This window comes from Methanosarcina siciliae T4/M, assembly GCF_000970085.1.
In the GTDB taxonomy this organism is placed as follows: Archaea; Halobacteriota; Methanosarcinia; order Methanosarcinales; family Methanosarcinaceae; genus Methanosarcina; species Methanosarcina siciliae.
On sequence record NZ_CP009506.1, the window covers coordinates 552737 to 574880 of the forward strand.

The window sequence follows — 22144 nt, forward strand, 5'->3', positions numbered from 1 at the left end:
CTCCTGTATCTCATTGCCCTCAGTTTTTTCCAGTATTCAGAGTCTTACGGGGATTTCCCGCTCTCTCAGATATTCTTTTACTTCCCGTATTGAATATTCACTGAAGTGAAAAATGCTTGCTGCAAGGGCTGCATCGGCTTTTCCTTCGGAAAACCCTTCGTAGATGTGCTGGGGCTTTCCTACTCCACCGGAGGCGATGATGGGGACGTCGAGCTCTTCGGAGAGCTTTCTTGTAATCGGGAGGTCGTAGCCAGCGCAGGTCCCGTCACGGTCCATGCTTGTAAGGAGGATTTCCCCGGACCCCAGTTCTTCCGCTCTTTTTGCCCACTGCACGGCATCGATCCCTGTCGTTTCCCTGCCTCCGTAAATTACCACTTCGTACCAGGCCGGGGTCCCGTCTTCAAGTTCCAGGACGGTCTTGTCGGGATTGTTCTTTATGTCGGTATTCCGCCTGCAGTCAATCGCAGTAACGATACACTGGGCTCCGAATATGTCCGAGGACTCTTTGATAAAATCAGGGTTCTTTACTGCCGAGGTGTTGACCGAAACCTTGTCCGCGCCTGCCCTGAGGATCTGGCGGATTGCATCAATCGAACTGATCCCGCCCCCAACCGTAAGGGGAATGAAAACCTCATCTGCAGTCCTTTCAATTACATCGATCATTGTTTCCCTGCCGTGGGCGGAAGCTGTGATATCCAGGAAAACAAGTTCATCAGCGCCGTCTTCATTATAACGTTTAGCGAGCTCCACAGGGTCTCCGGCCTCTTTCAGGTCCACAAACTCCACACCCTTGACTACACAACCGCCTGCCCTGTCAAGGGTCACATCAAGGCATGGTATTATTCTTTTGGTGAGCATCTAAGGGATAATGAAATTAACTGTTATTAAAAGCTTATTGAAATTGAGCGGGAGAAGTCCTGAAGACCGCAGGCTGCCAGAATGAGCATAGACAAAATAACCCGGTAAGCCGTTATTAACTCGTTGGCCTCTTGCAGAGTCCCCGTAAGGAGATCTTCCTTTTTTCTCTCCCTGCGTCCGTAAGGACCCGTGCCAGCCTTCAGTCCGACAAAACACTCTCCAAAAGCCGATGCCGCAATTAAGAAATACAGATATTGAAGGAAATAGTATGGACCGAGAGAATACTGTTTCTTTTACAGAATCTTCTTTTCAAGTCACATGAAATATAAACGCCCCAGCCACCTGTCTGTTGGTCATGCAAAAAAGCAGAAAAACCAGATTTTAAATGTTAAAATCCATCAAGTAGTCCTCTTGAGCGAGCGAAGCGAGCGAAAAGGACAGCGCACTGCAGAGCCGCAACTCTGCCGGGTTAGCCAAAAATATTCATTACACGGGCACCTTCAAGTCTCGACATTTCTATTTCTGAACATTCCAGCACTTTCTTTCTGATCCTTATAGGGGCACCCACCCTGAGGGCAAGGGCTATACAGTCGCTTGGTCTGGCATCGAACTGCATTATATTATTGTCCTTTTTGATCAGGAGACGAGCGTAATAAACTTTGTCCACCTTGTCATCAATCATTACACCCTCTACTTTTATATCAAGGCGGTCAAAAATATTGACCATGAGGTCGTGAGCCATCGGGCGAGGAGGAGATATTTTTTTAATCACGTTTCCTATTGAAAGGGCTTCTAGGTGCCCTATATAAATGGGGAGCATCTCACCTTTCAAATTCTCTAAAAGTACAACAGGAGTAGGGTCACTGAAAACATCGACTATATACACATCTTTGACACGAATTTCTTCAAAATCTTCGTAGTCATCGGTGTCCATATCCAGTAGTTAATTTAACAAATATTAATACCTTTTTTAATTTTTTTTAATTTATTTATGGAGATGCGTATACCCTTATTCATACTTTTTTTTAATTTCATAGTCTTATATTCTCAATTTCTTGGGAAGCCATGTCTGCCGAACATGGGCACGAAAACAACTCCCCCTCTTTTTTCTTCGTGTATATTGCCTTCAGAATCTTTCTTTATTCTGATCAGCTCCTGGATATAGTCCCCCACTGGAATTATCATTATTCCTCCGGGTTTCAACTGCTCCAGCAGAGGTTCAGGAATATCGGGTGCTGCGCATGTTACAACTATCCTGTCATAGGGAGCGTATTTGGGATAGCCCATGGACCCGTCATCAAGCAGCACCGTAACGTTTTCATAGCCCGCTTTTTTCAGGTTCTCCCTGGCAAAATCTACAAGGGACTCAATGCGTTCAACAGTATAAACATGCCCGCTCTTTCCTACCAGCTCCCCCATTACTGCTGCGTTATAACCTGACCCTGCCCCAATTTCCAGAACTTTCAGTCCTTCCGAAAGCTCAAGGAGGTCACACATGATAGCAACCATATGGGGGGCAGAGATCGTTTGCCCGAAGCCGATCTCAAGGGGTGTGTCAATATAAGCCCCTTTTTTCGCGTATTTCGGGACAAATACATGCCTCGGGACCCTGAGCATGGCTTTGAGGACTTTTTCATCCGTTCCGTGGAGCTCAAGTCCTCTTATGAGACGTTCCCGCATCTCTTCGAGTTTATGCAGTTCTTCCTGTTCTTTTTCCTGTTTTCTTTTATTCTTTTTTTCGCTGTGGCCTTTTTTACCACGGTCCTCTTCTGCTCCCACGCTGGCCTGACCCTTCTCTTTTCTTTCTGGCAAATATGCGTTTTACATATTTTGCAAGTACAACGTCTCCTTTTCTTGACCTGAAATTCCCGTCCCGGACCTTGATTTTGTTAATGAAAAGCCTGGTGTTCCCAACTTTTTCCTCCGCTCCCACTACAAATTCATAGTCTCCATGAAAGCTTTTTTCCATTACTTCCGTTTTTTCAGTTCCTTCCTGTGCAGAGAATTTAACTGTTACTTCGTCAATTGCCCTGCCCCACACTGTCTCAATTTCTTCAGCCATGCCTGCATTGACTCGTTTTCCTCCGGCTTCAAGGGAGGTAATCAGAATGGGACATACTATTCCGCTTTCTTCGTCATCAACAACCAGCTCATCATCCACCTGAAGCACGGTCTCGGAGTCCAGCTCGGTTTTGAAGGTATTTGAGACGTCCATCTTGCTGACAATAACTTTCAATCTGACGTTTTTCGGGGTTTTCATTTTTGCAGGATGCACCTGGCCGCATTCCATACAGCGAACAAGGGGGCTCTGTCCTTCTTTTAAAACTTCATGCGCGACCTCTTCCTGCGGGGAACAGGAAGGGCACTCAATCTCTATTTCTCTTATCATGGTCTAATCACTAGATGGATTCAAAATACTAAATACTTAACTTCTCCGGTGGTGTTTTCTTCCTAAGGTATCCAGAAGTAGAGGTCAGGACGGGAGAAAGTCCCCTTTAAAATAAATCCAACATCACAAAAAATAGCAAAAAAAGCAAAAATAGCAAAAATAGCAAAAAAAGTAAATAGATTCCCATTTTGGGCTCGAATTTTTTCTCTTCCGGGCAATACCATTCAATTTCCCGGCAGAACCTGTAAATTACGTTTCCTGTGCTATGTCAAAGGCTCCCGAAGGGGAGGGAACTCCTATCATATTTTCAAGAGCTGCGGGATGTTTTTGTCTCACTTTCCTTCTCTTTGCGAAAGTGATTTCATCAAGGGGTCTCGCCCAGATTGTGTCCAGTTCCTCTGCAAGGGCAGAAGGCACGCGCCTGACTCCTACCTGGAGTGAGGTTATAACATACTGGTTCCTATCACTGCTTCTTCCTGAATCCAGAACTATTTCCTCATCTTCGCTAAGGAGTTCTCCTGCATTCAGTTTTACCCAGCGGGTGAAGGGGCGATCGATCCTGTTTACATAGACTCTTACACTTATTTTATCAGGGGTCTTCAGTCCTGAGGCGATGTAGACAAGTCCGCATTCAAGGCAGTGCACCATAGGGTTTATCCCGAATTTTATCAGTTCGTGAGAGACTTTTTCCTTCGGTGAACAGGAGGGGCATTCAATATTGAGATGTTGTGTCATGGCAAGTCTGATTCTCTAATTCTCATAATTCTACTTAATTGTTTCGTAAAACTTTTTATATCACTATTCGGAATACTGCTTCCGTTTTCCTCCTACTTCGCCCAATATCAAAAGTTTTATTATACTGAAATGCGTAGTCTAACATCTCATTATTGAGATGCATCTCAAAATTAAGGCAATGTGGGTGCCGACAGTGCCGGACATCGAATACCTGAAGAAACTTGCCCTCAGAGGGGCAGTAAATAAAACTGTTAAGGTCTCTTCGAGTGAGTTTCACAAGCATACGGGAGACAGCTCTAAAACCACAGCACGAAAGCTAAAACAGATGGAAGAAGAGCAGTTGATTGAAAGAAAGATAGTTCCCGGTGGCCAGTTGATAAAAATGACAGAAAAAGGGATTGAAATCCTGAAGAATGAATACGTCGAATACAGCAGGATCTTTTCCTCAGAGCCCGATATTCTGGAACTCGAGGGAAATGTGCTTAAAGGTCTTGGGGAAGGTCAGTATTATATAAACATCCCAGGATACAGGCATCAATTTGAAGAAAAACTTCATTTCGTGCCTTTTCCGGGTACTCTGAACGTGCAGCTTTCGGAAACCAGCTCGGCTCTTCGAAACAGGCTTAAAGAAATGCCTGCTATCCGAATAGACGGTTTTAATGACGGAGAGCGCACTTTCGGAGGCGGGAATTGTTATCCTATTAAAGTAGAGGGGATCGAAGCTGCTGTGGTCGTCCCTGACAGAACACACTACCCCTCGGATTTAATTGAGATTATTGCACCGGTAAAACTCAGGGATGCCCTGAAATTGAAAGACGGAGACAGAATTGTGACAAGGGTAAAAAAACAGGGTATGGAGGGATAGAAATGAATGAAAGCACGATATATGAATGCCTGAAGTACGGGAATGAAAACATTAACATGGCACTGGAAGCCCTGCGTGCCGGAAAAATGATCCAGATCTATGACTCGGACTCCAGGGAAGGGGAAACAGATCTTGTGATCCCTGCAAAGGCTGTCACTTACAAGAGTGTGAAGTGGATGCGGAAAGACGCAGGCGGACTTATCTGTGTGGCAGTGGACCCTGTTGCCTCAAAACAGCTCAGGCTGCCTTTTATGGCAGATCTTGTCCGGGAAGCCAGCAAAACCAGCGAGTCCCTCGGAGAAGTTGTTGAAAAAGACGGGGACCTTAAGTACGATTCTCACTCCTCCTTTTCCATCTGGGTCAACCACAGGGACACAAGGACCGGAATTCCTGACCTTGAAAGAGCCCTTACAATCCGGAAAATAGGTGAAATCACCGAAAAATCCCTTTCTGGAAACGGAGTCCTTTTTGGAAACGAGTTTCGGACTCCGGGGCATGTGGCTCTCCTCCGGGCTGCCGAAGGGCTCCTCGATGAACGTATGGGCCAGACAGAACTTTCAGTAGCCTTAGCCAGAATGGCAGGAATTACCCCTGCAATGGTTGTCTGTGAAATGCTGGATGATGAGAGTGGAAAAGCCCTTTCAAAAGAAAATTCAAAAGATTACGGCAAAGACCACGGGCTTGTCTTCCTTGAAGGGAAAGAAATCCTGGAAGCTTATATGCTGTGGGCAGGTTCTGAGTGCTGAAACACCTTTTTTCTTCCTTCTTTTACCCTTATTTTTTATTTCCCATCTTAGATTCCTTTTTCTTCTCCCATTTGCGAGTCCGGGACAGCAGAATATTATAACATAAAACGTAAGTTACTATATAATAGCAGTCTCTTCCGACTATACTGAACCTTTTGTTTTTGTTGTGCCGTATTCCTGTATTTTTCAACTTACATCCGAGGTGTCATCTGATGATCCATAGATATAAAAAAGTCCAGCAGGTTCTTATTCTCGTACTTTTCCTGAACCTTGCCGTAGCTTTTGCTAAAATCATCTACGGAACATTTACCGGCACCCTGAGCATGACTGCGGACGGATACCACTCCCTTTTTGACGGGGTATCCAATATTGTGGGGCTTGTGGGAATTTATATCTCATCCCGTCCTCCTGATCGGGAGCATCCTTACGGCCACCAGAAGTACGAAACATTTGCTTCTATTTTTATAGCTGTCTTGTTGTTGTTTGTCGGGTTTGAGATCTTCCAGAACGCTTTGAACCGTTTTCTTGTACGGAGCACTCCCGAGGTAACAACCCTGAGCTTTGTCATTATGCTCGGGACAATGGGCATAAACTACCTTGTTACCCGCTATGAATACGGGAAGGGGTTAGCCCTGAGAAGCCAGGTCCTTATTGCCGACTCCATGCATACTAAAAGTGACATTTATGTTTCTCTCTCGGTTATCGCAAGCCTGGTTGCTATAAAGTCCGGGTTTCCTCTCCTGGATCCGTTAATCGCTCTTCTCATCTCTTTCCTTATCTTCAGGGCCGGGTTCAGGATTATGAAGGAGAGCTCAAGAGTCCTCCTTGATATGTCCAGACTTGAGGAAGAAGAGATTTGTAATCTTGTCCTGGGAGTCGATGGAGTTATCGACTGCCACAAGATCCGGACTCGCGGGGGCATGGGGGATATCAGGATAGACATGCATGTGCTTGTGCGGCCCGATATGCCTCTTGAAGATGCGCATCTTATCGCTCACAGGGTTAGCAAGATGCTGAAAGCCGAATACAAAGACGTTTCTGATGTGGTTGTACATCTTGAGCCAGCCTTACCCCAAGGATCAAATAGCAAAAAAACCAGTTAAGATGCATGGCTGGAAACATTTTCGGGCAGATGTTTCGAATCACGACATGGGGCGAGTCCCACGGCAGGGCTGTTGGGGTCGTGGTTGACGGGCTGCCTGCAGGACTTCCTTTCTCCGAAGCCGACATCCAGAAAGAACTGGACAGAAGGCGCCCCGGGCAGAGTGAGGTTTCCACACCGAGAAGTGAAGCTGACAGGGTGGAGATCCTTTCAGGAATTTTCGAAGGCATGAGCACAGGTACTCCCATCTCTATGCTGGTCTGGAACTCGGACGCCAGGTCTTCTTCTTATGATGCTATTAAAAATACTCCCCGTCCAGGACATGCCGATTTTACATACATGGCCCGCTACGGAATCCGGGACCACCGCGGAGGAGGCAGGTCTTCAGCCCGTGAAACAATAGGTCGGGTTGCAGGCGGGGCTCTTGCAAAGCTTCTGCTTTCACGTTACGGAATCAGGATTGCCGGGAATGTGCTCGAACTTGGTGGAATCCGGGCAAAACCCCTCTCTTTTGAAGAAATTCTTGAAAACGTGGAAAAAACCCCTGTGCGCTGTGCCGATCTTGAGGCGGCTGAAAAAATGCTTGAAAAAGTTGCAGCTCTGCGGCAGGAAGGAGACAGTGTTGGCGGAATTGTTGAGCTTATTGTAAAAGGTGTGCCTGCAGGTCTCGGAGAACCCGTATTTGACAGGCTTGATTCAGACCTTGCAAAAGCCCTTCTGAGCATCCCCGCAGTCAAGGGCTTTGAAATAGGAGCCGGATTTGAGGCAGCCCGTATGCGCGGAAGTGAAATGAACGATCCTTTCAGCATGGAAGCAGGAAAAGTAACCTGTTCGAAAAATAATGCAGGCGGAATCCTCGGAGGAATTTCTACTGGTCTTGATATCGTCTGCAGAGTAGCAGTAAAACCCACCCCCTCCATAGGAAAGGTCCAGCAAACCGTTGACCTTACAACCCGGGAAAACACAGAAATCGCAATCAAAGGGCGTCATGATCCCACTATCCCTCCGCGCATGGTTCCGGTTGCTGAATCCATGGTTGCCCTCGTACTTGCCGACCATATGCTCAGGAGCGGCTTTATCAATTCCAGGACCCTGCTGGAATAAAAAGATAAGATTTTAATTAATATTTACAAAGCGGATACCTTTGCAGGCTCAATAATTATATATAGTGGTTAAAATAAATAAAAGGAAATTAATACTCCTGTGTCATATGGCTGGCATAGCATTATAAACTGTCACCTCTCCCGCCAAATGAGGTTTTTGATTCTTCCAAATATCGCTCTGCATAGTATTTTTTAAGTAAGTCTAATTATGAAGCACGGGAAGCAAGACCATACAGCATAGAGGCAATGGAATTTTCGCTTTATACATCTTCATGTAGGAGAAATTTTTGGGATGAAAGAAAGCCTGAGAAAATCTGGCATTGATGTGATTGGAGACGTGCCCTGGGGAACGCACTTCTGTCAATTCTACCAAACAAAAGAAGATTTAATGGAAATAATTGTTCCCTACTTCAAAGCAGGGCTGGAAAATAACGAGCTTTGCGTGTGGATCACATCAAAGCCTCTGGAAGCGGGAGAGGCAAAAGAAGCCTTGAGAAGGGTTATTCCTGATTTTGATGTTTATCTGGAGAAAGGGCAAATCGAAATCATTCCCTACATTCACGAACATATAAATGAAGGTGTTTTCGGTTCAGAGAAAGTCATAAAAGACCGGGTTAAGAAATCAGATCCGGTTCTGGCAGGTGGCTATGGAGGGCTCAGGACAGCAGGGGACACTCCCTGGTCGAAAAAAGGGGAGTTGGGTGATTTTGTTGATTATGAGAGTGAAGTGGATGCGAATATCGGCAAATACCAGACTATATCTTTGTTTCCATATTTTCTCGATATGTGCAGCACCGCAGATATCCTCAAAATTGCCTTCAATCATCAATTTGCTTTGATCAAAAAGGAAGGAATATGGGAGCGGATAGAAAGTTACAGCCGAAAGCGCGCAGAAGAGGAACTACGCCGGAGTGAGCAGCACTTCAGGCTGAAGCTGGAGAACATGCTTTCGCTTACCTTTCCTTCCCGGCAGATGGCTGAGCCGGAGCTTGCCGATATAGTTGATGCCCGTGCGATCCATTCCCTGATGGATGATTTCTATAACTTTGCTCACATTACCATGGCCCTGGTGGATCTCAAAGGCAATGTTCTGGTAAATGTCGGATGGCAGGACATCTGCACCAGGTTCCACAGGGTACACCCCGAAACCTGCAAACGCTGCGTGGAAAGCGACACAAAACTATCCGCTGGCGTTGCTCCTGGAGAATTTAAGCTGTACAAATGCAAAAACAACATGTGGGACGTAGCAACCCCTATCATAGTGGACGGGCGGCATGTTGGCAATATCTTCTCAGGGCAGTTCTTTTTTGAGGAAGAGACTCCGGACTATGAGTTTTTCCGCATCCAGGCCAGAAAATACGATTTCAACGAGAAGGAATACATAGCGGCGCTTGAAAAAGTTCCGCGCCTGAGCAGGGAGACCGTAGGCATATGTATGTCCTTTTTCATGAAGCTTGCTCACATGATCTCGCAGCTAGGCTACAGCAATATCAAAATGGCCCGGTCGCTTACGGAACGCGATGCCCTGCTGGATGTGGTGCGGGAGAGTGAAGAGCGGTTCCGCTCGGTTCTTGAGCACTCCCTTGATGCGGCGTACCGGCGAAACCTTCAGACCGACAGCTATGATTACATGAGTCCGGTGATAAAGCAAATAACAGGCTTCTCTGTCCGGGAGATGAGCGCGATGAGCATAAACGAAGTTCTTGGTCGCATTCATCCCGACGACCTCCCCCTGGTTAGCGCGGAACTGGCCCGGGCATTAGATGCAGGCCGTGGGACTGTTGAGTACCGGTTCAGGTGCAGGGACGGAAAATACCGCTGGCTTGCAGATCACTTCACGGAGATAAAGGATCAGAATAGCAGGCCCCTCTTCAGGGGAGGTATCGTCCGCGACATTACCGAGCACAAGCAGGTTGAAGAGGCCCTGATAAGGAATGAGAACAAATTCCGTACACTGGCTGAAAATTCTCCCGACATAATTGTCCGATTTGATAGACAAAAGCGACATATATATGCCAATCCTGCAGCTGTGGAACCTTATAGCCGCTCTCCGGAAGAAATCATTGGGAAAACTCACACTGAACTGGGAATGAATCCTGAGAAGGTAAAATTCCTGGAAGAACACCATGAAAATGTTTTTTCCACAGGTAAACCCGAAACAGCGGAATTTCAGCATACATCGCCCCGGGGAAAAGAGTACTATTTTAATACACGAATAGTACCGGAGTTTGCTGGCGGGGAAGTGACTTCCGTTCTTGCGATTTCCAGGGATATTACGTATGCAAAAGAAGCAGAATCCAGGTTGAAAGAAGCACATGAAAATTTGGAAAAATTAGTTGAAGAGCGAACAATCCAGCTTGAGAAAGCTTACAACTTGTTGAAAGAAAGCGAAAAAGGTCTGGCTGAAGCTCAAAAAATGGCTCATATCGGAAACTGGGAATGGGATATTGCAAGCGATAAAGCATACTGGTCTGAGGAAATGTACCGTATTTTCAGACGTGATCCCCGGGAAATGGCGCCATCTTACGATGAGTATTTGAGTTACATACATCCCGATGACCGGGACTACTATGATAATGCCCACAAGGGTGCCGTAGAGGGAAAACCTTACAGCACTGACCAGAGGATTATTTTAGCTAGCGGGGAAGAACACACAATCCACTTGCAATCCGAAGTTATTTTTAATGAAGAGAAGGTCCCTGTTCGACTAAAGGGGACGGTTCAGGACATCACCGAACGTAAAAAAGCCGAGAAGGCTCTGGTGAACCTTGAGAGTGCCCGCAAAAAAGAAATTCATCACAGGATTAAGAATAACTTGCAGGTAATTTCATCCCTTCTTGACCTTCAGGCTGAAAAGTTCAATAACAGGGAACATGTTGAAAAATCGGAAATTATGGAAGCTTTCAGGGAAAGCCAGGACAGAGTAATATCAATGGCTCTTATCCACGAGGAACTGTACAAGGGTGGAGGGTTCGACACCCTTAACTTTTCATCGTATATTGAGGAACTCGCTGAGAACCTTTTCCAGACATACAGGCTTGGAAATGCTGATATCAACTTAAAAATGGATCTTGAAGAAAAAATCTTTTTTGATATGGATATTGCTGTTCCTTTAGGAATTATTGTTAATGAACTCGTTTCTAACTCTCTCAAGCACGCCTTCACTGAGGAAAAAGAAGGGGAAATTAGAATCCGGCTTTGCAGGGAAGAAAATAATAACAAACTGGATAAATCTCTTTTCAGTCTGACAATTTCAGATAACGGAAATGGTATTCCTGAAAACGTAGAATTCGAAAGTTTTGAATCACTCGGACTGCAGTTAGTGAGTATCCTTGTTGACCAGCTGGATGGAAAAATCGATTCCAAGCAAGAGCAGGGGACAAAATTCATAATTACATTCAAGGTAGCGGAAAGATCATAATCCCTGATAAAAATACAGTGTCCTGAAAGCATTCACACTCAAATGACCTTTCATATTGTCTTTTCTCGTTGCCAGTAAAATCTTCAGTCCTGCACTTGACCGGAGCTTTACTTCCTGTTCTCTTTTCGCAGGTTCCTTTTTAAATGTCAGAGTATTAACTGTAGAATATGAAGTCTTTTTTATATCATGAAAAACGCCTGGGTCAACTGCAACATTATAAGTTTTCTCACCCGGATATTAAACATCAAAAATCAAAGAATATTTGTGTACTCCAAAATAGTACTAAAAAACGTCAGTTTGATGATCTGGCTAGAAAACTTATATACAGTCGATTAAATGTCAATTATGGAGTTCAAATACGCCCTCCAGACGATTTGCCTGGACTCCATGCGCCTGGAGCAGAATTATATCAGTTTTGAGTATATTTAAGACTTACATGGTCCTGCTTCCTGGTAAATTAGGGAACTTGTTAATTATGTGAAAGAATGAAGCGGATAGGTAAAAGTGAGAAAAAAGAATTTGTTACTCCTGGCTATATTTATCGTTCTTTTCGTTGGGTCCATATTTGCTCATGCTATTTATACGGATGCAGAGGACTGGAGATCCCCGGGTCGAAGATACCATTGTATATATGAGGTCAGTGTAGGCGGCCTTTCCGGAAGGGAAGTAGCTGGAACTACTGTGATAATGGTCCCGATTCCTGCAACAAAAGAAGGCAAGTTTTTTACTCCACCTGCCCAGAAGGATCCTTATTTAAGCCAGAGACTGATGCATGAAATCCTTGACTGGCCTGAACAACACCGCAAAGGACCCTATTTTGAAAATTCAACTGAAGTTTTTGACAACAAAACGATATCCGGGAACTGGACAACATTCATTGCAGAAACTGATAAAGGTTATATGTATGGATTCAGGACAAATGAGACGAGGCTTGACGATATTTCTTTTAGTAGAGAATTCGTTGCAGATTACTTCGATATTTTCGATCCCATTAATAATGGAAGCCCCGTATTGTACCCCGTTGAAAACGTTTCTGAAATCTCTGTAGTTCCTTATGGAGACTACGTTAAGTATGTCTCAAATCCGACATATGATACCTACGTCTACTTAAGTGAAAATCTGGAAGGGGGAGATACAGTATCTTTCAATATCGAATTGGAGGCAAATAACGACCCAACAGAATGGCCTGAAGAATACTGTGGTTGTTACAATAACCTGCTACTCGCAAAAGTTAATGACACAGGCTATGTAAAAGCCCGGGCTATTCTCGGACAGGAAGTGCCATGGAGGAGTGGGTCTGCTTCTTTATGGAGTAGTCAATATGTTTTAGATTTTTATGGTGACGTGACCTCTGACACTGAAAGTTAAACTGTTGAGTTGCGACTATTGGTCGCTTTTGCCAGAGCCTCTTAATAGCTGGCTGAAATTATAAGGGAAGCGATTGACCGAAGTTATAAGGGAAGCGATTGACCGAAGTTATAAGGGAAGTGATTGACCGCAGTTATAAGGGAAGTGATTGACCAGTTAGAAATATCCATCAATCATATTGCAGGGATTGGGTTATGTGAACGCCCTTCCTAACTAAGCAATTATTTTCAACTTACACAAAATAGAGAAGAGCTGAAAACTTTAGCATTTTTCAGTGTGGAAAACGAATGTGGTAACTATCACCTTATAAGTTTTCTGACCAGAGTCTTTAACAATCATTAATTACAGGCTTTTTGTGTATTTGGAATAAGTATGGAAAACCATCAGTTTGACGATCTGGCTAGAAAACTTATATAGTGTCTATTAAATGTCAACTATGGAGTTCTAATTTACTTTCCCGACTCGCTTGAACTCCATGCTCCTGAGGCAGGATTATACCAGTTTTGGAAGTACTGGTTTCTCTGGTTCTGCCTCTTGAGTAAAGAAAAGGTCGGAAGGTGTGATCCCACAGAAGAAACCTGAAGGAACGCTAATTTCAGCAATGTTGCTGAACTATATTTGTGCTTTTTTTGGGTACTTAAACACTGACTGAAAAAACAGTTGTTATAGCATTTACGGACTGTTATATCGGTTTTGGAGCCAGGGATAGAGCTGGGGATAATTATCCAAGCAGAGGAACTGCTGGTGAAAGAAATTTTGTAAAATAGTATTATTCTTACCTTTAGGGGAAATTTGGTGATAATATGGGTAGAAAATCAGTTCTTATTTTTTTGATGTTAGTCCTGCTTTCAGGACCTGCACTTGCAGACACTTACAATACGTCCGGCCAGAATGAAATATCAGAGGAAAAGACTTTAGAGGTAAATACTGGCTGGTTAGAGATACCTGTGTATGACGTGCCATACTATACCTGGCATGATAGTCCGGAGGAAACAATCTCCCTGCTCTCAAAATTAAGCGAAGAATCACTTGCAAACTGTACAAACCCTGAAAGTCCTGTATATGATCCCAACGTGTTAAAAGCATATGGAAGTGTTCCGGCGATTAAAAATGCTTCCCAGCTAGCTGAGTTCAGTTCAACCCTGCAGGCTGTAAGGGACAGTTCTATTCGCGAGGCAAAGCCTTATCTTTATCCTGACGGTCCGATAGTTTACTACGGGGGCGGTCCTATGCCAGGGTATTTTTTGATCAAACTCTATGACTATGGGGGTAACAAAACTGCTTATCCAGAAACCGAGTTAAAAGATATTTGCAATGTTGTGGAAAAGAATGCGAATAAAGCCGGACTTGATGAAGTCCCGGTCATATTTTGTCTCTGGGATAAGACAGCAATATTCTGTTTTCCTGAAAATAAACCTGGCTTCGGCAAAGATGTTGTCCAGCTAACAGATGTTTGCTTCCCTGAGTGTTTTTATTATATAGTTAATTCTTCATCATTGCAATTTATACAAAACAGTTCACTTCCCGAAATAAAACCATACCTCTACCCCGAAGGCCCGATAATTACCTACGGTTCCGACACCATGGATCAAGTTTTCCCTATAGAACTCTATTATGAAGGAAACGAAACAGTCTATTCCCAAAGCGAACTTACTGAAATATACAATCTCGTGACAAAACATGCAAAAAGAGCCGGTCTTGATGGCGTTTCCGTTGATTTCTACAACGAGAAAGGTAAAGTGCGTTTTGATAATTACTATAATAAATCATATTTCCGGCCCGGGAACCTGACTTCATGGAGTAGCGGCGGGATAGAAAATTCCACATTAAACAGCTCGGCCCAATTAAACGATCCGGAAAATACTACCTTTTCGGTAGGAGATAAAAATACTACTTTTTCGGTAGGAGATAATGTCTTTCCGATAGGGATATTCATCATGCCGCACCGATTGGGTTATGCTCAACATTCCGGGAAATTTGTGGGATTGTAATTGTAATAAACTAAGCTTTTCATTCCCGGTTTCGGTATGCTGCTTTAATTTTCTAATTTTTAAATTTTCTTACTTTTTATGAATCTGCCTTCTAAAACCAAAATCAAGATGTGAGGGATTTGACTTGAAAATAAAGGCATTGAAAATAAGTGCATTGATAGTTGTCTTCCTGCTGGCAATAACTCTTATTTCCGTGTCCGGCTGCATTGACAGCAGCAGCGAACCAGTTAACGAAACCGGCCTGGAAGAAATGACAGATAATCAAACAGATGATCAGAGCGATTCATTTAATGATTCCATAAACACCGCTCCTGCAGAGAATTTCTCTGACAAGAGCAACACTCTTGAACTTGAAAAGGAAAGCTCCTTTTCCGGATATTACAGGAAAGAAAACCTGCAGTTAGAGGCTGATGTTCCAGCTTATTCCCTGCCTTTAAAGGCTTCTGAAATTGCGAATTATGACGATTTCATTCAACAAATTCCCCTGACAAACGAGAGTATGGATTTGCTGTACAAAAATGGATTTGTTGTAATTGAAAATCCGGCTATCGAAAATCTGCCTGGAGCAGGGAATACGCTGGTAAATTCTACTTATAAAGACCTGAAAGTGGCTGATGTTCCTATTTTCATCACTTCGGATTCTCTTCTTCACCTTTATCATATCCAGTTTGATGAGACTTTAAAAAGGGCGGAATCTGAGGAATTTTTCGATGAACTCTGGAAACTTGACAAAGCTCTCCTTGATGCCTCCATAGAGGATTATGACAGTGCCTCAGGGCGAGAAAAGGAAGCTGCAAGAAGAAATGTTGCATACTTTGCAGCTGCTTTGAAGCTTCTTGAACCGGAATCTTACCAGATAGGGGAATCACGAGAAGATTCGGGAGATATTCTACTCTTCGACTCTCAGGAAGCAAAGCAGTACAGTGTCGAAGTCCCATCTTTTGTAAAAACCGACGTAGATGACGAGCTGCGCTTAATAGAAGCTCAGGAAGGCGGGGTATCTCCAATTTTCAAGTACGGGGAAGATTACTCTCAGTACACCCCAAGAGGCCATTACACTCGTTCTGAAAAGCTACAGAACTACTTCAAGGCCATGATGTGGCACGGCAGAATGAGTATGCTGCTCCAATCGGATATGATTTCTGCAGAAGACCCGGAAAAGGAAGCAAAAATTCAGACTATTCAGGCCTTTTTAATTTCCGACCATTTTGACAGGGATAAAGAGCTCCGGGACAGGTGGGACAGGATTTACGATGTAACGGCTTTCTATGTTGGTTATTCCGACGACCTCGGGCCTTATGAATATGCAAAAGCCCTGGATACCGTCTTTGGGGATAATAGATATGGAGTGAGTTTCGATAACGAAAGCCTGGCAGAACTGAAAACCGAGCTGGAAATATATGAAAGTCCGAAAATCTACGGCGGAACAGGTGGAATAATTCAGGCAGGCTCCGAAACTGAAAACAAAACTCTTGATGCCACAAAGGGTTTCAGGCTCATGGGTCAGCGCTATACCCCTGATTCCTATATCTTCCAGAAACTCTATCCTCCAGCCCTGAATGTCATGGATCTTCTCGGTTCTGAAAGAGCCACGGAACACCTTAAAAATATGGGTATTTCCGAAAATGCAGAATATGAAATCAGCCATCAATCTCTTGAAAATGAATTCGGAGCTTTTGATGAAGAAGACTGGAACAAAAACCTTTACTGGGCTCAACTATATGCCTTAAAGCCCCTCCTGGTAAGTTATCCTGAGGGGTATCCCACTTTCATGCAGACCGCAGCCTGGGAAGATAAACAGCTTAATGCCGCCCTTGCTTCCTGGACCGAGCTCAGGCACGACACTATCCTCTATGCAAAACAGGCTTACTTCATGGGCTCTCCTCAAATTCAGGAAGAAAAACCTGTAGAGGGATATGTGGAACCGGTTCCGGAGTTTTATGCCCGGATGCTTGCCCTTACCAGAATGGCACATTCCGGATTAAATGATATGGAAGTGCTTGATGAGCAGTCGGATAAAGACTTTACAACTCTTGAAAACACCCTTGAAAGGCTGCTGGAAATCTCAATTAAAGAGCTTGAAAACGAAGAGCTGACGGATGAAGAGTACGAGTTCATCAGGAATTTCGACCAGAATATAGCTCCAATGCTTGAGAACGTAGATATCAAGTCCCAGATGTCCACTCTGGTTGCGGATGTTTATACAGGTCCGGGAGGAAATGTCTTGGAAGAAGGGACCGGAAAACTGGACCTGATGGTTGTAGCTTATAAACAGCCTGACGGCAGGATCGTGCTTGGAGCAGGCCCTGTAATGAGTTACTATGAGTTCTGGCAGCCCTCAGGGGAAAGGTTGACTGATGAAGAATGGAGATCGATGCTGAATAATAACCCTCCTGAAAGACCGGAGTGGACAAGTTCCTTTAGGGGGTAAAAGATGCCATTCTGAATAGGCTATCTTTTTCATTTTCTTTTTTGAGCCGGTTCACTAAAACCAAATTCAAGATGTGAGGGATTTGATTTGAAAATAAGGACATTGATAGTTATCTGTCTGCTGGCAATAACTCTTATTTCCGGGTCTGGCTGCATTGACAGCAGCAGCGAACCAGTCCAAGAAACCGGCCTTGAAGAAATGACTGGTAACCTGAACACTAACAATAGCGACCCTGTTATAGAGACATTTTTGGAAGAAATGACTGATAGATCGGATGATTCATTTAATGATACCAGGGAAACTATTTCTGTATCTGTAGAGAATTTCTCTGACAGGAGCAATGCCCTTGAACTTGAAAAACAAAGCGCCTTTTCCGGATATTACAGTAAAGAAAACCTGCAGTTCGAGGCCGACGTTCCCGCTTATTCTTTGCCTCTAAAGGCTTCAGAGCTTGAGAATTATTATTATTTCACTCAACAGATCCCCCTTACAAACGAAAACAGGAACTTATTGTACAAAAACGGGTTTGTTGTGATTGAAAATGAGGTTACTGAGAACCGATTTAAAGCTGAGCAGGTAAATGCAACTTACAGGAGCCTTAAAGTGGCTGGGGTCCCGATCTTCATCACAACGGATTCTCTTCTTCACCTTTATCATATCCAGTTTGATGAGACTTTAAAAAGAGTCGAAGAAGAGGAGTTTTATGATAAGCTCTGGGAACTTGATAAAGCTTTTCTTGAAGCTTCCATAGAGGACTATAATGAGGCAAAAGAAAACAATTCTTCATCTGAAGAAGTAATAGAGGCTGCAAGAAGAAATGTTGCATATTTTGCAGTAGCCCTTAGTTTGCTTGAAGAGAAACCGGATCCAAACAGGATCGAAGTCAAATCCACAGAGAAGCAGGGTTCCGAAGAATACGGCTTTGAAGTTCCTTCATTTGTAAAAGAAGAGGTTGAAGCCGAACTCTCTTTGATACAAGCTCACGAAGGATTTGCTCGCTCTCCGATTTTCCTGTATGAAGAAGATTACTCTCAGTACGTCCCAAGAGGACATTACACGTCCTCTGAAAAGCTGATTAACTATTTCAGAGCCATGATGTGGCACGGTAGAATAAGTATGCTGCTCCGGTCGGACCTTCTCACTGCAGAAGAGCAAACAGTGGAAGGTTCAGCTACGGAAGATTCAACGGCAGGAGAATCAGCTTTGGAAATGTCAGAAAAGAAAGCAAAAATTCAGACTATTCAGGCCCTTTTAATTTCTGACCATTTTGACAGGGACGAAAACCTTCGGACCAGATGGGATCGGATCTACGATGTAACAGCTTTCTATGTAGGTTTTTCCGATGACCTCGGACCTTATGAATACGCAACAGCTCTGAATGCCGTTTTTGGGGACGATAGAGGAAGAGTAAGCTTCGACAACGAAAGCTTCACGGCACTTAAAGTGGAACTGGAAAAATATGAAAGTCCGAAAATCTACGGTGGAACAGGGAATATGATTCTTACAGGTTCCGAAACTGAAAATGAAACTCTTGACGCCACAAAAGGTTTCAGGTTCATGGGTCAACGATATGTTCCGGACTCCTATATTCTCCAGGTTCTGCATCCTCCTGCTCTGAATATAATGTGCCTTCTCGGTTCTGAAAGAGCCGGAGAACATCTTATAAACCTAAATATTTCAGAAAGTGAATCTTATAAAGTGCGTTACCGATCTCTTGAAAATGAATTTGGAGCTCTTGATGAAGATGAGTGGAACAAAAACCTTTACTGGGCTCAACTATATGCCTTAAAGCCCCTCCTTGCAAGCTATCCGGCGGGTTATCCTACCTTTATGCAGACCGAAGCCTGGGAAGATAAGCAGCTTAACACAGCCCTCGCCTCCTGGACCGAACTCCGGCGTGATACTATTCTCTATGCGAAGCAGGCTTACTCTACAGGTGCACTCTATGTGCCACCGGAGGAAAAACCGGTCCAAGGCTATGTGGAGCCGGTACCTGAATTTTATGCAAGGATGCTCGCCCTTACCAGAATGGCACATACCGGGCTGGCTGAAATGGAAGTGCTTGATGAGCAGTCAGATAGAGACTTTACAACTCTTGAAAAAACCCTCGAAAAACTGCTGGAAATCTCGATTAAAGAGCTTGAAAATAAAGAGCTGACGGATGAAGAGTACGAGTTCATTAGAAATTTCGACCAGAATATAGCTCCAATGCTTGAGGACATCGATGGGGATGCCCAGAGCTCTGTCATGGTTGCGGATGTCTACACAAATCTGGGGAGTGTTTTGGAAGAAGGGACCGGAAAACTGGACCTGATGGTTGTAGCTTATAAACAGCCTGACGGCAGGATAGTTCTTGGAGCAGGTCCTGTAATGAGTTATTATGAGTTCTTGCAGCCTTCAGGAGAAAGGTTGACTGATGAAGAATGGAGAGAAATGTTAGAGAATAACCCTCCTGAAAGGCCGGAATGGGTTGAGTCTTTTAAGACGTAAAAGATGTTGTTCTTTATGGCTTCTTTTCCCTTCATTTTTCTTTCATGGATATGCTTGGGTAGCCCGGAAAAAACAGTAACATTTAGAATTCTGTAACTCTACAACTCCGCAACTTCATAACTCTGTACCTATAACTCTGTACCCATAACTCTGTACCTCTATGATTCTATACCTATATATCATAAATCTTAATAAGTTACAGAACATTTAAAGCCACTGGTGGTCAGGGAGGAATAATTCTGGACGGAAATAAATGGTTTATGCTGGTGATTCTTGGTTTTCTTTCGGCAATTTTTCTTTTATCCCTCTATGAATCCGGAAATTTGCCCCTGGGTATGAATGACGTTGATAATTCTGGAGGGATTAACAGAGAGCCCGGATCGGAAATATTAAGAAAAATATACGTGAATGATAGTGATTTTCAAAACCTGACAAAAGGCAACTATACCTATGAAGTTGGAATCTTCAATGAAACAGGGGAATCTGTCGCATATATCCGGATTAATGGCTGGTATATTCACGAAGTAACTGTTGAGCTGCAAAACGGTACATTAAAAACCGTTGGACCTTCCGATTCTCTGGAAGATCTTTACATGGAAGCTGATTCCCTGAACGGGTCCGTAATATCCACTTCTTCTAAAATTACAGGCGGAGAATTCTACATAATAACTATTGACACGCCAAACGAGACGGTGAGATCGATTGAAAAGGTGGACGAACTGCCTGACTGGACTGCAGAAGCTGAAGTAGTGGGAGCTGAGCTTATTCCCTGACATGACCTGACATTATCATGCAAATCCGTTTGTTAATTAAATAACCTGTGGAGAACTCTATATGAAGAATAAATCCAAAAGATATTTACTGCTCATCCTGTTCCTGGTATCCCTATCCATTTTTATTTCAGGTTGTGGGGGGAAATCCGGTGGTGAAGGGGTTACATCTGACATACGGCCCGACGGTGAAGAAGTCGTATATAACATGCAGATGAAAATGGATAGTCTTGAAGACTATTCTTTCACAATGTATGTAAATTCAAGTTTAAGAGGGCAGAATCCGGAAATATATGAAGTTGTCTGGAAAAAGCCTGATTTAATGAAAATGATTCTTTTAGGTCCGGATAATGATACGAAAATAATCATGGTCTCTGACGGAGATTTTCAATGGATTTACAGTTCCGAATCCGAGACTGTTTTCAAAGCGGAAACTTCGGATGACTTTGACGGTTTGAAACTTTTTGAGCCTGACGTTTACGCTGGTTTTTTGAACGGTTTCGTCCTTAGTGGGAGGTCCCCTTCTATCCTCGGGACCGAAAATATAGATGGGAAAAGCGTATATTTGCTTGAGCTCTCACCCTCTGGGAATAATGAATCACTTCAATCGAAATCAAGAATATGGGTCGACAGCGAAAACTGGATGTTTCTCGGGTATGAACTATATGACAGCAAAGGAAATGTTTATCTTGACATGGAAATTAGGGACCTGAGATTGAATACGGGAATTCCGGATTCTGAATTTGAGTTTAATATTCCGGATGGGGCACAGGTAAAGGTATTGGAGCCGGAAGACTTCAAAAACGAGCCTGAAAAAATGACGCTTGAAGAAGCAAAACAACTTACTGATTTTGAAATACTTATCCCTGAATATCTCCCGGAAGGATATGAATTTAATTATTCTACGGTATCTTCCGGTATCGATACGCCTTATTCCACTTTTCTCCATAGCAGCTTCGGCATTTTTGCAGGATACCCTCGCGAAAAGGTCACTCTGGTATATACTAATGGGGAAGACGAAATACGTATTGTAGAAAGCATTTCTGAACAGAGTTTACCTGAAACTCAGGATTTTGAACTTGAAGGAGAGCCTGTTCCGGTCAATAACAAGTCCGGTACGATTTCTTCGGTATTTGGAGGAAATATGAAAGCCCTGACCTGGCAAGATGGGGAATTCGAAATTACTATTATTTCTTCTCTTGATAAGGGGGAGCTGCTTAATATCGCAGGATCCTTCTCCTGACATCCGAGAAGTTTTCAGAATGAATGAAGTAAGGGTGAAGTTACAGACTTCACATTCTTTTTTTTGTAATATAAGTACTGGCGACATTTGGGAGTTACAATCATCCTGTCAAAATCATCATGTAATTTCTCACATAAAGTGTTACAACTGATGAAAGTAATCGTAAATTCAGCGTTTATTGTTAGATGATATGGTGAAAAACTTTATACTTTATATAATATATCTGAGAAAATAGTTTGTGGAGTTCAAACGCACCTTCCAGAGTAGATTTGAACTCCATTGTGCCCGGAGGCATGGTTAGTGTTAGCTTTGCGGTTATTTAACGTGGTGACTATAAGAGCCTATCCGAAAAGTCGATAATGGCATGTTGCAAAGATTACGAGAAGGCTATAATATCCGGGTTCCGTTCCGGTTGTGTATTGCTCAATGTAAAAGTTATAGCAAACTGCAGCACTTTTCGGATAGGTTCTTAATTTTTACAGGTAGCTAATGTTTCCAGATACCTGATGTCTCACAGGACTTTTGTTATTTCGCTGCAAATACACTTGCAGTAGGTATGGTCATATAATCTTTCTGTCCAAAGTCTCAAACAATCAAAGGTAGGGGAATAAGCACATACCTGAAATGAATGT

Annotated in this window: 16 protein-coding genes; 11 read left to right on the top strand and 5 right to left on the bottom strand. The window is 43.5% G+C overall.

Annotated elements, in window-relative coordinates; genetic code table 11:
* Nucleotides 1–36 precede the first annotated feature (36 nt).
* From hisF to MSSIT_RS02495, 5 genes are all read right to left on the bottom strand, one after another.
* Nucleotides 37–858: an imidazole glycerol phosphate synthase subunit HisF gene (gene hisF / locus MSSIT_RS02475; protein ID WP_048169704.1), complete on the bottom strand. Its 822-nt coding sequence runs from the start codon at nucleotides 856–858 to the stop codon at nucleotides 37–39.
* 469 nt (nucleotides 859–1327) lie between these two features.
* Nucleotides 1328–1792 carry a bifunctional nuclease family protein gene (locus tag MSSIT_RS02480; RefSeq protein ID WP_048169706.1) on the bottom strand — a complete coding sequence of 155 codons (465 nt, stop codon included), beginning with the start codon at nucleotides 1790–1792 and terminating at the stop codon, nucleotides 1328–1330.
* Nucleotides 1793–1905: 113 nt separating this feature from the next.
* Nucleotides 1906–2670, bottom strand: coding sequence for a protein-L-isoaspartate O-methyltransferase (locus tag MSSIT_RS02485; protein ID WP_048169708.1), 765 nt, complete (start codon nucleotides 2668–2670; stop codon nucleotides 1906–1908).
* Nucleotides 2612–3247 carry an HVO_0476 family zinc finger protein gene (locus MSSIT_RS02490; protein ID WP_048169710.1) on the bottom strand — a complete coding sequence of 212 codons (636 nt, stop codon included), beginning with the start codon at nucleotides 3245–3247 and terminating at the stop codon, nucleotides 2612–2614. The genes MSSIT_RS02485 and MSSIT_RS02490 overlap by 59 nt, the downstream gene beginning before the upstream one ends.
* A gap of 249 nt (nucleotides 3248–3496) precedes the next feature.
* Entirely contained in the window at nucleotides 3497–3982 is a 486-nt protein-coding gene (locus MSSIT_RS02495) for an HVO_0476 family zinc finger protein (RefSeq protein WP_222702742.1), read from the bottom strand.
* 157 nt (nucleotides 3983–4139) lie between these two features.
* Between MSSIT_RS02495 and MSSIT_RS02500 the strand changes: the two genes are divergently transcribed.
* The 11 genes from MSSIT_RS02500 to MSSIT_RS02555 all read left to right on the top strand — a co-directional run bounded on the left by MSSIT_RS02500 (nucleotide 4140) and on the right by MSSIT_RS02555 (nucleotide 21512).
* Nucleotides 4140–4847, top strand: coding sequence for a winged helix-turn-helix domain-containing protein/riboflavin kinase (locus tag MSSIT_RS02500; RefSeq protein WP_048169713.1), 708 nt, complete (start codon nucleotides 4140–4142; stop codon nucleotides 4845–4847).
* Between the two features lie 2 nt (nucleotides 4848–4849).
* Nucleotides 4850–5593, top strand: a complete 744-nt coding sequence (ribB, locus tag MSSIT_RS02505) for a 3,4-dihydroxy-2-butanone-4-phosphate synthase (RefSeq protein WP_048169714.1) — start codon at nucleotides 4850–4852, stop codon at nucleotides 5591–5593.
* A gap of 212 nt (nucleotides 5594–5805) precedes the next feature.
* A complete protein-coding gene (locus tag MSSIT_RS02510; protein WP_048169716.1) occupies nucleotides 5806–6696 on the top strand; it encodes a cation diffusion facilitator family transporter in 891 nt (296 codons plus the stop codon).
* 5 nt (nucleotides 6697–6701) lie between these two features.
* A complete protein-coding gene (gene aroC, locus MSSIT_RS02515) occupies nucleotides 6702–7799 on the top strand; it encodes a chorismate synthase (protein WP_048169718.1) in 1098 nt (365 codons plus the stop codon).
* Between the two features lie 291 nt (nucleotides 7800–8090).
* Complete coding sequence (locus MSSIT_RS02520; RefSeq protein ID WP_082088852.1) at nucleotides 8091–11219, top strand: PocR ligand-binding domain-containing protein; 3129 nt, start codon at nucleotides 8091–8093, stop codon at nucleotides 11217–11219.
* A gap of 504 nt (nucleotides 11220–11723) precedes the next feature.
* The gene (locus MSSIT_RS02530; RefSeq protein ID WP_187151851.1) at nucleotides 11724–12587 is read left to right on the top strand and encodes a hypothetical protein; all 864 of its coding nucleotides are present in this window, start codon (nucleotides 11724–11726) and stop codon (nucleotides 12585–12587) included.
* Between the two features lie 803 nt (nucleotides 12588–13390).
* Nucleotides 13391–14578 (top strand): hypothetical protein, encoded by a 1188-nt coding sequence (locus MSSIT_RS02535; protein WP_048169724.1) that lies wholly within the window; start codon nucleotides 13391–13393, stop codon nucleotides 14576–14578.
* Between the two features lie 250 nt (nucleotides 14579–14828).
* The gene (locus MSSIT_RS02540) at nucleotides 14829–17009 is read left to right on the top strand and encodes a DUF3160 domain-containing protein (RefSeq protein WP_082089107.1); all 2181 of its coding nucleotides are present in this window, start codon (nucleotides 14829–14831) and stop codon (nucleotides 17007–17009) included.
* A 198-nt stretch (nucleotides 17010–17207) separates the two neighbouring features.
* Nucleotides 17208–19499: a DUF3160 domain-containing protein gene (locus tag MSSIT_RS02545; RefSeq protein ID WP_048174456.1), complete on the top strand. Its 2292-nt coding sequence runs from the start codon at nucleotides 17208–17210 to the stop codon at nucleotides 19497–19499.
* A 260-nt stretch (nucleotides 19500–19759) separates the two neighbouring features.
* Nucleotides 19760–20272 (top strand): hypothetical protein, encoded by a 513-nt coding sequence (locus tag MSSIT_RS02550; protein WP_048169725.1) that lies wholly within the window; start codon nucleotides 19760–19762, stop codon nucleotides 20270–20272.
* A 61-nt stretch (nucleotides 20273–20333) separates the two neighbouring features.
* Nucleotides 20334–21512, top strand: a complete 1179-nt coding sequence (locus tag MSSIT_RS02555; protein WP_048169727.1) for an outer membrane lipoprotein-sorting protein — start codon at nucleotides 20334–20336, stop codon at nucleotides 21510–21512.
* Nucleotides 21513–22144 lie beyond the last annotated feature (632 nt).

Excerpts from the sequence above, each read along its gene's own strand:
- hisF (WP_048169704.1), bottom strand. The coding sequence starts at position 858 with ATGCTCACCAAAAGAATAATACCATGCCTTGATGTGACCCTTGACAGG.
- MSSIT_RS02480 (WP_048169706.1), bottom strand. The coding sequence starts at position 1,792 with ATGGACACCGATGACTACGAAGATTTTGAAGAAATTCGTGTCAAAGAT.
- MSSIT_RS02490 (WP_048169710.1), bottom strand. The coding sequence starts at position 3,247 with ATGATAAGAGAAATAGAGATTGAGTGCCCTTCCTGTTCCCCGCAGGAA.
- MSSIT_RS02495 (WP_222702742.1), bottom strand. The coding sequence starts at position 3,982 with ATGACACAACATCTCAATATTGAATGCCCCTCCTGTTCACCGAAGGAA.
- MSSIT_RS02500 (WP_048169713.1), top strand. The coding sequence starts at position 4,140 with ATGCATCTCAAAATTAAGGCAATGTGGGTGCCGACAGTGCCGGACATC.
- ribB (WP_048169714.1), top strand. The coding sequence starts at position 4,850 with ATGAATGAAAGCACGATATATGAATGCCTGAAGTACGGGAATGAAAAC.
- MSSIT_RS02510 (WP_048169716.1), top strand. The coding sequence starts at position 5,806 with ATGATCCATAGATATAAAAAAGTCCAGCAGGTTCTTATTCTCGTACTT.
- aroC (WP_048169718.1), top strand. The coding sequence starts at position 6,702 with ATGGCTGGAAACATTTTCGGGCAGATGTTTCGAATCACGACATGGGGC.
- MSSIT_RS02520 (WP_082088852.1), top strand. The coding sequence starts at position 8,091 with ATGAAAGAAAGCCTGAGAAAATCTGGCATTGATGTGATTGGAGACGTG.
- MSSIT_RS02535 (WP_048169724.1), top strand. The coding sequence starts at position 13,391 with ATGGGTAGAAAATCAGTTCTTATTTTTTTGATGTTAGTCCTGCTTTCA.
- MSSIT_RS02540 (WP_082089107.1), top strand. The coding sequence starts at position 14,829 with ATGACAGATAATCAAACAGATGATCAGAGCGATTCATTTAATGATTCC.
- MSSIT_RS02545 (WP_048174456.1), top strand. The coding sequence starts at position 17,208 with ATGACTGGTAACCTGAACACTAACAATAGCGACCCTGTTATAGAGACA.
- MSSIT_RS02550 (WP_048169725.1), top strand. The coding sequence starts at position 19,760 with ATGCTGGTGATTCTTGGTTTTCTTTCGGCAATTTTTCTTTTATCCCTC.
- MSSIT_RS02555 (WP_048169727.1), top strand. The coding sequence starts at position 20,334 with ATGAAGAATAAATCCAAAAGATATTTACTGCTCATCCTGTTCCTGGTA.